The sequence below is a fragment of the Shewanella sp. 0m-8 genome, assembly GCF_052977265.1.
Genome location: NZ_JBRIMB010000011.1, coordinates 97,007 through 109,904, shown reverse-complemented (window position 1 = coordinate 109,904; position 12,898 = coordinate 97,007). Strand labels below are relative to the sequence as shown.

Annotated in this window: 13 protein-coding genes and 1 pseudogene; all 14 read left to right on the top strand. The window is 47.8% G+C overall.

All coding sequences use genetic code 11. From position 1 onward, the window contains the following. Window positions 1-49 precede the first annotated feature (49 nt). Window positions 50-823 (top strand): lysophospholipid acyltransferase family protein, encoded by a 774-nt coding sequence (locus ACVBIO_RS07920; RefSeq protein WP_447172362.1) that lies wholly within the window; start codon window positions 50-52, stop codon window positions 821-823. Next, window positions 820-1,074, top strand: coding sequence for a phosphopantetheine-binding protein (locus tag ACVBIO_RS07915; protein WP_447161780.1), 255 nt, complete (start codon window positions 820-822; stop codon window positions 1,072-1,074). The genes ACVBIO_RS07920 and ACVBIO_RS07915 overlap by 4 nt, the downstream gene beginning before the upstream one ends. Window positions 1,075-1,082: 8 nt before the next feature. Then, the gene (locus ACVBIO_RS07910; protein ID WP_447161781.1) at window positions 1,083-1,331 is read left to right on the top strand and encodes an acyl carrier protein; all 249 of its coding nucleotides are present in this window, start codon (window positions 1,083-1,085) and stop codon (window positions 1,329-1,331) included. Then, complete coding sequence (locus tag ACVBIO_RS07905) at window positions 1,331-1,879, top strand: hypothetical protein (protein ID WP_447172349.1); 549 nt, start codon at window positions 1,331-1,333, stop codon at window positions 1,877-1,879. The genes ACVBIO_RS07910 and ACVBIO_RS07905 overlap by 1 nt, the downstream gene beginning before the upstream one ends. After that, on the top strand, window positions 1,876-3,255 hold the full coding sequence (locus ACVBIO_RS07900) for an AMP-binding protein (RefSeq protein WP_447163480.1): 1,380 nt from the start codon (window positions 1,876-1,878) through the stop codon (window positions 3,253-3,255). Before ACVBIO_RS07905 ends, ACVBIO_RS07900 begins: the two co-directional genes overlap by 4 nt. Beyond that, the gene (locus tag ACVBIO_RS07895) at window positions 3,252-3,638 is read left to right on the top strand and encodes an ApeI family dehydratase (RefSeq protein ID WP_447161784.1); all 387 of its coding nucleotides are present in this window, start codon (window positions 3,252-3,254) and stop codon (window positions 3,636-3,638) included. Before ACVBIO_RS07900 ends, ACVBIO_RS07895 begins: the two co-directional genes overlap by 4 nt. Then, window positions 3,638-5,389, top strand: a complete 1,752-nt coding sequence (locus tag ACVBIO_RS07890) for a glycosyltransferase family 2 protein (protein ID WP_447169820.1) — start codon at window positions 3,638-3,640, stop codon at window positions 5,387-5,389. The genes ACVBIO_RS07895 and ACVBIO_RS07890 overlap by 1 nt, the downstream gene beginning before the upstream one ends. After that, window positions 5,386-6,945: an HAL/PAL/TAL family ammonia-lyase gene (locus ACVBIO_RS07885; protein WP_447163482.1), complete on the top strand. Its 1,560-nt coding sequence runs from the start codon at window positions 5,386-5,388 to the stop codon at window positions 6,943-6,945. The genes ACVBIO_RS07890 and ACVBIO_RS07885 overlap by 4 nt, the downstream gene beginning before the upstream one ends. A gap of 14 nt (window positions 6,946-6,959) precedes the next feature. Further along, window positions 6,960-7,052 (top strand): annotated as a pseudogene (locus tag ACVBIO_RS07880) (acyl-CoA thioesterase); the annotation flags it as partial. A 276-nt stretch (window positions 7,053-7,328) separates the two neighbouring features. Further along, window positions 7,329-7,781 carry an acyl-CoA thioesterase gene (locus ACVBIO_RS07875; RefSeq protein ID WP_447172348.1) on the top strand — a complete coding sequence of 151 codons (453 nt, stop codon included), beginning with the start codon at window positions 7,329-7,331 and terminating at the stop codon, window positions 7,779-7,781. Then, window positions 7,778-8,512: a LolA family protein gene (locus tag ACVBIO_RS07870; protein WP_447172347.1), complete on the top strand. Its 735-nt coding sequence runs from the start codon at window positions 7,778-7,780 to the stop codon at window positions 8,510-8,512. Before ACVBIO_RS07875 ends, ACVBIO_RS07870 begins: the two co-directional genes overlap by 4 nt. Next, complete coding sequence (locus ACVBIO_RS07865; protein WP_447172346.1) at window positions 8,512-10,935, top strand: MMPL family transporter; 2,424 nt, start codon at window positions 8,512-8,514, stop codon at window positions 10,933-10,935. Before ACVBIO_RS07870 ends, ACVBIO_RS07865 begins: the two co-directional genes overlap by 1 nt. After that, window positions 10,925-12,235, top strand: coding sequence for an NAD(P)/FAD-dependent oxidoreductase (locus tag ACVBIO_RS07860; RefSeq protein ID WP_447172345.1), 1,311 nt, complete (start codon window positions 10,925-10,927; stop codon window positions 12,233-12,235). The genes ACVBIO_RS07865 and ACVBIO_RS07860 overlap by 11 nt, the downstream gene beginning before the upstream one ends. Beyond that, window positions 12,223-12,885 carry a DUF3261 domain-containing protein gene (locus ACVBIO_RS07855; RefSeq protein WP_447172344.1) on the top strand — a complete coding sequence of 221 codons (663 nt, stop codon included), beginning with the start codon at window positions 12,223-12,225 and terminating at the stop codon, window positions 12,883-12,885. Before ACVBIO_RS07860 ends, ACVBIO_RS07855 begins: the two co-directional genes overlap by 13 nt. Window positions 12,886-12,898 lie beyond the last annotated feature (13 nt).

The following is a 12,898-nucleotide window of genomic DNA, read 5'->3' as shown; positions in this document are numbered from 1 at the left end:
CGCTGCCAATAAGCCCATCAATGACAAGCAGCCTCTGGCTCCCAAACTAATGGGCATAGCTTACGCCCCACGCTGGCTTGGCGGCACCGCTTGCTACATCGCCTTTGGTCTTGGTGGATTGCTAAGTTCACTGACCATATTGCCAATACTTAGATTTTGGCCTGGTAGCCGCCAGCAACGCATTGAGCGCGTACAAAGAGCCGTGCACATCATGTTTAAAGGCTTTGTCAAAATGCTCACTTGGGCCGGCGTTATCAAGGTTACTCACGGAGACTTAAGCCGCCTCAGCAATGCTAAAGGGGTCATTGTCACAGCTAACCATCCAACATTAGTCGATGTGGTTGTGTTAATCAGCTTGATGCCTAATGCTGGTTGCATCGTTAAACTGGGGCTATGGCGTAACCCCTTTTTACGCGGCGTTGTCTCTTGCGCTGGCTATATTCCTAATCGCGGTGCGGAGTTACTTCTGCAAGACTGTAAATCAGTGCTTGAACGCGGCACTAACCTCATCATCTTTCCGGAAGGCACGCGCACCAAAATAGGTGAGAAAATTAATGATTTTGCACGTGGGGCAGCCAATATCACTGTGCGTACCCATAGCGATCTGTTGCCTGTATTTTTAAAAACCAATACTGTAGGCCTAAGCAAGCAGCAAAAGTGGTACCAGTTGCCTAGACGGACAATTGGCATGCATGTGGAAATAGGCGAAACCCAGCCCTATTTACGTTATGATGCCGATGCAGGTGGCGACGCAAAGATGGCACGACAACTCACTCGTGACTTAGAAAACTATTATAAACAACAATTAGATAGATACTTATGAGCTTAGATAACGAAATAAAACAACTGATCATCGACTGTCTCGATTTAGAAGACGTCAGTATTGATGATATCGACTCTGACGCCCCACTATTTGGTGAAGGCCTAGGGCTCGATTCTATCGACGCATTAGAACTTGGCTTAGCAATTAAAAAGCAGTTTGATGTGAAAATTGAAGCTAATTCTGATGCAACCAAACAACACTTCTATAGCGTTGCCAGCTTAGTCAGCTTTATTGAGTCACAGCGAGCGTAGGAGAAATTATGCAAAGTCGTGAACAGATCCTTGAAATGCTGACTCAAATTTTAGTCGATGAGTTTGAAATTGACGCGAGTGATATCACCTTAGAAGCCTCTTTGTATGAAGAGCTCGATCTAGACAGCATCGATGCCGTAGATTTGGTGATCAAACTACAGCAAATGACAGGTAAAAAAATTAAACCTGAAGAGTTTAAAGCGGTGAGAACCGTTAACGATGTCGTGTCGGCTATCGAAGGCTTAGTCAAAGAGTAATGCGACTCTTTTTGCAAATAGTGACAAGCTTAGTGGTCATCGCTTATCCACTTGCGGTCTATTTTGGTTTGCACTATTTGCCCGCTGGCACCATTGCGCTCGTCTTATGCGCAATATTAGTCTTACGACTGGTATTACAACAGCAAAAAGTAAAGTCATTGATGTTGCCACTGCTTGTTGGCATCGGCTTAACAGCAGGAAGCTTTGTTGCTAAAGAGAGTAATTGGTTACTGTTTTATCCTGTGGTGATTAACCTCACCATGCTGGGTCTTTTTGGTTACTCACTAAAACATGGCCCTAGCATGATAGAAAGGCTAGCCAGACTGAAAGAACCCGACCTGCCCGATGAGGCTATCGGTTATCTCAATAGCGTCACCTTAATTTGGTGCGGCTTATTTATCTTTAATGGCTCGATGGCGCTCTATACAGCGCTGTATACCAGCATCGAAACGTGGACGCTTTATAACGGGCTAATCGCCTACTTGCTCATAGGGTCGCTACTTGGTGGCGAGTGGTTATATCGAACATTTTGGTTAAAAAAGTCATGACGAATCTACTTAAATCTTGGCTATGCCAAGGGCCTACTGCTCAACAGCTAATTAGCTTCAATCATCACGATATTGTAACGGGAGCGGCCTTTACTGCTCAAGTCGCACAATTGCATCGACAATTAAGTGATTCCGATTCCAAACGCTGGCTACTTAGCTGTGAAAGCAGTGACCTTTTTGCCGTCGGACTCTGCGCCGGGTTACTTGCCGGTAAACAGATAATCCTGCCTGCCAATACTCAAGCTGGCACCTTGAGTGAACTCACTCACGAGTATGATGGCGTGCTCGCCAACATGCCAATTTGTGAAGGTAAGGCGTTTTTACGTCTCGATAAAGATCTCAATCCGACTGCGAGTGACTGGCCACAAACACAAAATTGGGGCGAACTGGTACTCTTTACCTCAGGTAGCAGCGGCAGGCCAAAACGCGTAGCCAAAACCATTGAGCAACTCGACGCCGAAGTCAGCGTGCTTGAGCATACTTTTGCCCAGCACCTGCCTCATTGCAGCGTAATATCGACCGTGACTCATCAGCATATTTATGGCTTGTTATTCAAAGTTCTTTGGCCACTCGCTGCCAGTCGCCCCTTTTTGAGCGATCTGGTTGAATACCCTGAAACCTTAAGCTACTACGCGAACCTGTTTCCAAACCTCTGTTTGATCAGCAGTCCTGCCCAGCTGTCTCGATTGCCCGACGCTCTCGATAATGAGCGACAACTGCGTTCACCTAGCTTAGTGTTCAGCTCTGGCGGACCATTGAGCTTTGAAGCATCACAAGGTGTCGCTAACTGTTACGGTCAAGCGCCTATCGAGGTATTTGGCAGCACAGAAACCGGTGGCATCGCCTACCGTCGTCAACACCAGCCTAATGCAAACTGGCAAGCTTTCGCGCCAATTGAGATCCAACAAGCGCAAAGTGATGGTGCGCTGATGCTAAAATCACCTTACCTACCTGATAATGAATGGCTAAAGTGTGATGACAAAATTGATCTGCAAGCCGATGGCACTTTTTCTCTGCAGGGGCGCTTAGACCGCATTATTAAAGTTGAAGAGAAACGCCTGTCATTGGTACAGATGGAGTCACTATTAGAGAGCCATCCCTATGTCGCACAAGCGGCATTGGTGATGTTAGAGCAACCTAGAGTGCAACTCGGCGCCGCTATAACGCTTTCCCCTCTGGGCATGGAACAACTCGAAGCTAAGGGTAAACTCGCGCTAAATAACCAACTCAAAAACCACTTGCTCAGCCAATTTGAGCGGGTCACGCTACCAAGGCGTTGGCGTTACCCTGAAGCCTTACCGCTTAATCCGCAAGGTAAGCGGGTACACGCAAACATGTTAGCCCTGTTCGATATCGATAAGTTTAAGAGCAAATGATTACCTCTACATTGCCCACCATTATCAGCCATAACAGTGAGAATGACTCTGTCACCTGGCGGCTAGAGATTGCTGCCGACCTCGTGTATTTCAATGGCCACTTTCCAGAGCAACCCGTGTTGCCGGGTGTCACTCAGCTCGACTGGGCGATAAAGCTTGGCTGCGCGCATTTTGGTTACCCGGTCAATGTTGCCAGCCTAGAAGTACTTAAATTTCAACAACTGATGCTACCTAACTCCCAGGTAGACCTGACCATTAGCCATAATCCCGCCAAGGCCAAACTGGTATTTACCTATAGCGATGGCGATAAACGTTTCGCATCGGGGCGTATTGCACTCAGTAACGAAGCGGTGCAGGCCATCAACAGTACGGACAATAACTAATGCGGCTCGCTCTGGTTATCCCCAACTATAATCACCGCGGTGCCATTGAACGTACCCTAGAGCAATTAGCGGCTTTTAATCTACCTTGTTATTTAGTTAACGATGGCAGCGACGACGAAACGCGCTTCTTGCTGATCGAGCTGGCTGAAAAATATGACTGGGTGACCCTGCTTCACCACCCATATAACCGGGGTAAAGGCGCTGCAGTAATGACCGGACTACGAACCGCATATGCAGAGGGTTACACCCACGCCCTGCAGGTCGATGCCGATGGGCAACACGATTTAAACGATATACCCGCCATGATAGCCCAGGCCGAGTCGACTCCAGAGGCGCTTATTTCTGGCTTGCCGCAATATGACGAATCCGTGCCGAAAGGCCGATTATACGGCCGTTACATCACTCACTTTTGGGTATGGATAGAAACGTTAAGTTTCGATATTCAAGACTCCATGTGCGGCTTTCGTGTCTATCCGCTCGAGGCAACCGAGAAACTGTTTTTAAGCCATGCCTTAGGCGAGCGCATGGACTTTGATATTGAAGTCTTAGTGCGTCTTTACTGGCAAGGCGTGCCAGTGATTCATTTGCCAACCCGAGTGATCTACCCAGAAGATGGCGTGAGTCATTTTCAAGGGGTTAAAGATAACGTGCGTATCTCATTGATGCACAGCAAACTCTTCTTTGGCATGTTGCTGCGTCAACCGAAAAAGCTTTATCGAAAGCTGCAGCAAAAGCTCACAAGTTCAGGCCAGAATAAGCATTGGTCGAGCATGGGTGAGCGAGGCAGTTACTGGGGAATTAAGCTACTTGCAGAAAGCTACCGCTTAGGGGGTCACTGGCTTTGCCGCGCTATCATGTATCCGGTGATCATCTATTTTTTCATTACCGGCACCACGGCAAGAACCGCTTCTAAGCAATTTTTAACTCATGTGAAGCTTAAGCAACCCAATCATCCACAGCTGGGTGAGCCACTGAGCTGGCGCGACAGCCTGAAGCACTTTTTCGCCTTTGGTAACGCCGCGTTAGACCGAATTGACGCTTGGTGCGATCGCATCAAGCTCGAACAGGTCGATTTTCCTAATCGAGAAATGCTAGCCAATCAATTACTCGCGGGCAATGGCGCGGTATTACTGGTATCGCACTTAGGTAACTTAGAGCTGTGCCGCGCAATATCAATCCACCAGCGCCAAGTCAAAGTCAACGTCATGGTGCTGACGCAAAATGCCGAGAACTTTAATAAGGTGCTCAAGCAGCTCAACCCCGACAGCTCACTAAACCTAATCCAAGTCACCGAATTAGGCCCTAGTACTTCGATTTTGCTACAACAAAAAATTGAAGCGGGGGAATTGGTTGTCATTGCAGGCGATAGAACCTCGTCACAGACTGCTGGTCGCGTGATTTACCAAGACTTTTTAGGCGAGCCAGCTGCATTCCCTCAAGGGCCATTCATTTTGGCCGGGCTACTTGATTGCCCGGTTTATACCATGTTCTGCCTACGGCAAAATGGCCGCTACCATGTGCATTTAGAGCATTTCGCTAACACCTTAAAAGGCCCTAGAGCCGGGAGAAGTGAGCGAATCGAGCAAGCCGTTAACGAATTTAGTCGTCGCTTAGCGCATTTTGCGCTTAAAGAGCCACTGCAATGGTTTAATTTTTATGATTTTTGGCGCAAGGACGAAGAGTTCCAACGAGCCAATGTGCAATGCAAGCAGAGCAATAGTTGCGATATAAAGGACAAGCAAAGCAAATGACCCAACAAACCACTTATAACCCTAGCAAGCAAACAGTTGAATTTGGCTACAATAGTCTGGCACTTGAAGATGTGGTTGCTATTGCCAAAGGGGCACAAGCTAAGCTTAACCAAACCGCTGAGTATCAGGCCTATATTCAAAAAGGCGCGCGGTTTATCGATAGCCTACTGAAAGAAGAAGGCGTCGTATATGGGGTAACCACAGGTTATGGCGACTCTTGTACCGTGACCGTTGGGCTCGATTTAGTCCACGAACTCCCACTGCATCTGACCCGTTTTCACGGCTGCGGTATGGGCGATATTCTGTCTCCTATGCAGGCTCGCGCAGTAATGGCGTGCCGCCTAAGCTCACTCGCTGTAGGCAAGTCAGGCGTCACTTACGAGCTGCTTAAGCGTATAGAAACCCTGCTTAACCTCAACATCACCCCGGTGATCCCTGAAGAAGGCTCAGTGGGCGCGAGCGGCGACTTAACGCCACTGTCTTACCTTGCGGCAGTACTTGTAGGTGAGCGTGATGTGATTTACCAGGGTGAGCGACGTCCAACCAGTGACGTATATAAAGAACTTAATATCGTGCCGCTCACGCTACGCCCTAAAGAGGGCTTAGCACTGATGAACGGTACTGCGGTTATGACCGCCCTTGCTTGTTTAGCTTACGACCGAGCGCAGTACATGGCGCGCCTTGCCAGTCGTATTACTGCTATGGCGTCGCTGACACTTAAAGGTAACTCGAACCACTTCGACGAAATTTTATTTGCCGCAAAGCCTCATCCAGGGCAAAACCAGATTGCCGCTTGGATCCGTGAAGACTTAAACCATCACATTCACCCTCGCAACTCAGACAGACTGCAAGACAGGTATTCGATCCGCTGTGCACCGCACGTGATTGGAGTACTGCAAGATGCGCTGCCGTTTATGCGCCAGTTTATTGAAACCGAGCTTAACAGCGCTAACGACAACCCAATTGTCGACGGTGAAGGTGAGCACATTCTACATGGTGGGCACTTCTACGGCGGGCATATTGCCTTTGCCATGGATGCGATGAAAAACGCAGTGGCTAACATTGCCGATCTTATCGACCGCCAGATGGCGCTGGTGATGGATCAAAAGTTCAACAATGGTCTACCTGCAAATCTTTCAGGCGCTAAAGGCAAACGTAAAGCGATTAACCACGGCTTTAAAGCGGTACAGATTGGCGTATCGGCCTGGACGGCTGAAGCGCTTAAAAACACCATGCCAGCCAGTGTATTCTCTCGCTCCACCGAATGTCATAACCAAGACAAGGTCAGCATGGGCACTATCTCAGCCCGTGACTGTATGCGCATATTACAGCTAACCGAGCAAGTAGCAGCTGCTGCGCTATTAGCCATGTCTCAGGGCATTCGTCTGCGAATAGCGCAGGAAGAATTGGTGCCCAGCTCAATTACCCCGTCACTGGGTAAGACCTTAGCGCAAGTCGAAGCCGATTTTGAGCTACTGACCGAAGACAGACCACTAGAGCAGACACTGCGTTCAACCGTCGATAAGATCCAAAGTGGCTACTGGGAAGTATGCTAGTGAGAAGAGTGCCAATGAAGGGCATTTTACACGCAGAGATGGAAGTCGAAATCCCGTTTCACGACGTGGACTCGATGGGCTATTACTGTTGGCATGGCAACTCTTTGCTTATCACTGCTCAGAATATCAGCCGAGGGAAGCGCTAATGAAGGGCATTTTACACGCAGAGATGGAAGTCGAAATCCCATTTCACGACGTGGACTCGATGGGCTATTACTGTTGGCATGGCTTATCTGTACGAACAGTTTCACTTGGAGTTTCCCAATGAAGGGCATTTTACACGCAGAGATGGAAGTCGAAATCCCGTTTCACGACGTGGACTCGATGGGCTATTACTGTTGGCATGGCTTATCTGTTCGAACAGTTTCACTTGGAGTTTCCCAATGAAGGGCATTTTACACGCAGAGATGGAAGTCGAAATCCCGTTTCACGACGTGGACTCAATGGGGATCACCTGGCATGGTAACTACCTGCGTTACTTTGAGCTAGTACGCTGCAAGCTACTGGATAAAATCGGTTACGGCTACCGCGCTATGCAAGACTCTGGGTTTAGCTGGCCAATTGTTGATGTGCAGATAAAGTACGTGCAATCGAGTACGTTTGAGCAGACGGTCATCGTCAAAGCTGCGCTGGTTGAATGGGAACACCGCATTAAGATCAACTATCAAGTGCTTGATGCTCTAACAGGTAAGCGCATCACTAAGGGCTACACCATTCAGGCCGCCGTCGATATGCAGACCCAAGAGTTATGCTTTGTCACACCAGAAGTCTTTCAGCAGAAAATAGCGCATTTAATTTCAGCAGAAACCAGTAACAAAATAGAGCTGCGCCAATGAAGTACTTATTGCGCTTAGTATGCACTCTGTTCCTCTTACTACTCTCATCATTAGTGAGTAGCACTAGCTACGCCGAGCCTGATAACAGCCAATCTAGCTATACAGAGCTATTTCAATTTCCTGCAAACAAGGCGGATTTGCTCAGCTTGAGTAAACAACTATCTCCTAGCGAGCACGCTAAAGGGAAGTTCACTCAATACCGTTATTTAAAGGTGCTAAAAAAACCTTTGGTAAGCCAAGGCGAATTTGTTTTCTCTAAAAGCCTTGGGGTGATTTGGCAGCAAAACAGTCCTTTTGCTAGCACATTGATCTTAAAAGATAAGCAGCTGATTCAGATAGACAGCCAAGGGAATATTAGCGTTAATAACCCGCAGCAAGCGGGTGGAGGTATGAGTGATATCATGCCGACACTACTCAATGCCCTGTTAAGTGGTGACATTAATGCTCTTGAGCAGCACTTTGAATTAAGCCTAAAACGTGCAACTACAGCAACTGATACTAGTCATGAGCTAAACCCGCAGTGGCAGTTAGGGCTTAAGCCGCTTGATCCTTTACTTGCCAAAGCCATGCCTAAAATGCTGCTCGCTGGTAAGCAACAGATCCAAACGTTAGTGCTATATAGCGCTAATGGCGATCGCAGCCAGATCGAGTTTTCATCACTGGATGAAAGCCCACTAAGTCAGCAAGACAAATCGCGTTTCGAGCCTGAGTCTAAGAGTGCTCAGCCATAATGAAACCAAGCCTTAACGCCTTATTAAGCCAAAAGACCGCCAAGTTACGATTTATACTGTGGCTGGCATTAATCCTAGTCTCCGTAGTAACTGGCTTTACCCTGTGGCAAAGCGGCGCTCGCGTACAAAGTGATATTTTGGCCATGCTGCCTAAAGTCAGCGAAAGCCCGATGACCCAAAGAGCAATGGCACAAGTTGAGCAGCAGCTGGCTAACCGCGTCTATTTGGGGCTTATCAGCGATAATGAACACACCGCCATCGCAGCGGCAAAGCTAGCGATGCAAACGCTTAAACAAACGAGCCCAAACCAAGCTGCATTTATTGATATCAGTAGTGCCGATATGGCTCAGATTGATGCCCTTAATCAGTATTATTTTAAGCACAGATTCCAGCTATTAACCGACAAGCAGCAACAAAGCTTACAGCAAGGTCAATGGCAACAACTGAGCCAGGCTGCACTAGAAAAGCTATACAATGCGTTTAGTTATGCCAATAGCGAACTGCTTAGCCGCGATCCTTTGCTCCTGTATCCAGATTCTTTGCTTGCTCTTGCTCCTTCACAACAGTTAACCGTGAAACAGGGGGTATTGGTTGCCACTATAGCGCCATCGGCGAGTGTTCCACGACCTCGTTTTGCCGCCATCGTGATGGCTAAAGGTAAGGACAGTGCCTTTAATCCTAACGCTCAACAGCTACAACTTAGCGATCTTAACCTCGCCTTTAATGCCGTTACATCGCATTTTGCAGATGTAGACATCATTAAGGCTGGCGCTTTATTTCATGCTGCTGCAGCGACCGACAATGCTAAACAAGAGGTTTCAAGCATCGGCTTGTTATCGCTTATCGGGGTCGTAAGCCTAGTGTGGTTAGCATTTCGCTCTTTCATGCCACTCTCTATTGCGGTGGTTACTGTGAGTACCAGCTTACTGTTTGCCGTGGTCACCACAGCACTCATGTTTGGTGAACTGCACCTACTCACATTAGTGTTTGGCACCAGTCTAATTGGCATCTCTATCGACTATTGCTTTCACTATTATTGCGAGCGCTTAAACCATCCCAATGACAGTAGCGAGAAGGTCATCAAAAAAATCTTTGCGGCTATCACGCTTGCCTTGCTAACCAGTGTTATCGCCTACGGCGCCATGGGGCTAGCACCTTTTCCCGGTATGCAACAGGTCGCCATTTTCTGCGCAGCGGGGCTGACTGGCGCTTATTTAACCTTAGTGCTCGCCTACCCAACTCTCGCCGCTCAGCCATTAAAAGATGCCAGCCAAGCACTCGATGTGGCCAGTCGCTATCAACACTTTATGCTGGCACGATTCACACCTAAAAGCCTTAAGTCGCAATTACTGCTAACGCTTGGCACGACAGCCTTTATCTTAGTGGGTCTATTGCAGCTAACTAGCAATGACGATATCCGTCAGTTACAGCACACCCCGAGTGATATTCAGGCAGAGGAAAATAAACTTCGTACCTTACTAAGTGGCGGTACCGATAACCAATTCCTATTAGTCTCAGGCAAAACCGAAGAGCAGGTAAAACAACAGCTGGCGAAACTTGAGCCCGTCTTAAAACAGGCCGAGAAAGATAAGTTAATCGGTAACCATTTAAGCCTAAGTAAATTCTTGCCAAGCCAAGCAGAACAAGCGCTTAACTATCGTCTGCAAGGGCAAGTCTACCTTGAACACTTAGATGAGATTATTGCGAGCTTAGGCTTAGATCCCCAGATTAAACCGGCGCTGATTAAAGCCTACCAAACGGCCAAAACAGACGTTATCAGCGCCGATAATTTCTTGAGCCATCAAGCGGGTGCCAGCTTTAAACCGCTTTGGTTATCACCAACAAATCATTTAGACGAAACTGGCTACGGGGCTATCGTGTTACTCGGTGGAATCAAGCAGCTCGATACATTTGCCGCGTTATTTAATGAGCTGCACCATGTACAGCTGATCGATAAGGTTGGCGACATATCGACCGTGATGGGGCATTACCGTCAGCTCACCTTAATGTTACTGCTCATCGCCTTAATCGCGGCGGGCATCATATTCACCTTTAGGTTTGGCCGAAAACTCGCCGCAGTGGTGGTCGCCGTACCAGCCTTGTCTGCGCTTTTAACCCTAGCCTGCTTAGGCATGCTGCAAAATCCGCTGACCCTGTTTCATGCTCTGGCTCTGATCTTAGTCTTTGGTATTGGTGTTGATTACAGCCTATTTTTTGCTGAGTCTAAACAGCAAACTCGCGGCGTGATGATGGCCGTATTAATGTCAGCGGTATCAACCTTACTGGCCTTTGGTCTGCTCGCCTTTAGTCAAACACCAGCGATAAACGCGTTTGGCTTAACCCTGTTACTGGGGATTAGTTTTACCTTTTTGCTTTCGCCTTTTATTCAAAATTTCACAAGGAAGACCGTTAATGTCGACTGATAAAGTAGTTCAGGATGAGTGGGTTCGATGCGAAACCCAAACGGTCGATGTCGCCATTATTGGCGCCGGGCCATCTGGTAGCATTGCTGCGAGCCTATTACACGCCCAAGGTAAAAAAGTACTCGTGCTTGAGAAGCAGCACTTTCCACGTTTCTCTATCGGTGAAAGCTTACTGCCGTGCTGCATGCAGGTTATCGAGCAAGCTAATATGCTCGAAGCCGTTAATCAGGCAGGGTTTCAATTTAAAAATGGTGCCGCCTTTAGACATCAACACAAATACACCACGTTTGACTTTACCGATAAGTTTACTCAAGGCCCGGGCACCACGTTCCAGGTTGAACGTGCCACATTCGATAAGTTACTCGCTGATGAAGCGGTTAAACAGGGCGTTACTATCCGTTTCGGCCACACGGTCGAGTCGATAGATTTAAGCGCTGAGCCCAGCCTTGAAGTGAGCAACGATAAAGGCCAAATACAAACCATCAAAGCAAAATTTGTACTCGATGCCAGCGGCTTTGGCCGAGTACTACCCAGGTTGCTGGACTTAGAGAAACCATCTAGTTTACCCACCCGCAGTGCTGTGTTTAATCATGTTAGAGACAATATTACTGATCCGAATTTCGATCGAAATAAGATCCTTATTAGTGTCCATCCAGACAACCAGGATATCTGGTACTGGCTCATTCCTTTTAGCGATGGTCGTTGCTCTGTGGGCGTAGTGGGTGAGCCCCAACTGATTGCTGCTCTTGGCGGCTTTGCTGATGACAGTATTAACAGCAGTAATAACAGTATTGGCGGCAACTTAGATACCGTTCTTAACACCATGATAGCTCAAGAGCCGGGACTGAAAAAGCTGCTACAAAATGCCGAACTCATCAATGATTCAGGCCTGCTCAAAGGCTACTCGGCTAACGTGAAAACACTGGCTACCGACCAATTCGCCCTACTCGGTAATGCAGGCGAGTTTCTCGATCCGGTATTTTCATCTGGAGTTACGATCGCCATGCAATCAGCTTCCATGGCAGCTGCAACCCTGTGCAAACAACTCGATGGCGAGCACGTCGACTGGCAGCAAGAGTATGCCAAACCGTTAATGAAAGGGGTCGATACCTTTAGAACCTATGTCGAAGCTTGGTATGACTGTAGTTTTCAAGATGCGATCTTCTTCGACAGTCCAGATCCTAAAATCAAGCAGATGATCTGCTCTATTCTTGCTGGTTACGCTTGGGATGAAAAAAACCCATTCGTTAGCGAGTCTAAACGTCGGTTAAATATGGTTGTCGAACTATGTCGAGATTAAGCCAACACATCATCTTGCTCGCCCTGGGCTCTGTACTACTCACAGCTTGCAGTCAAACGTTACAGCGACAAACTTGTGTCGAACTGGCGCAAGATGTGAATTATTGCCTTGCGCCAGTTGCTGAGCAAAGGATGCTCTCAGAGCAAACAGCGACTCTACCCGCAATTAGCATTGCCCAAAAGGTCACTATCAAGACTCAAGCTAGCCAACATGAACTGTTAAGTCAGTTAGAGCTCGATCAACAGCAATTAACTCTGGTTGGTCTGGCGCCACTAGGGCAAGCGCTTTTTACACTGACCTATGATGACTACACTCTTGTGAGTGAGCAAAGCCAGCTACTCGGCGATCAATTTAACGCTGAATACCTACTGGCTATCATGCAACTTATTTACTGGCCAGACAGCAGCGTAAACCGCCATTTACAGGGAGCCCAAATTCGCCCCTATGCCTGTGATGTCGCTTTGTGTCGTGGACTGTTTTTTGCTAAAAATGAAGCTGGAAATGAAACTAAACAGACGCCTAATGCCGAACAGCCGATAATCGCTATCCGCTATAGTGATTTCAGTCAGGGCAGCGAAGACAAGTGGCAGGCCCAGGTTCAGCTCAGCATTGATGCGGCTAACTTTACGCTCGCCATCAGCCCGATATAAACCAAATTTAGTG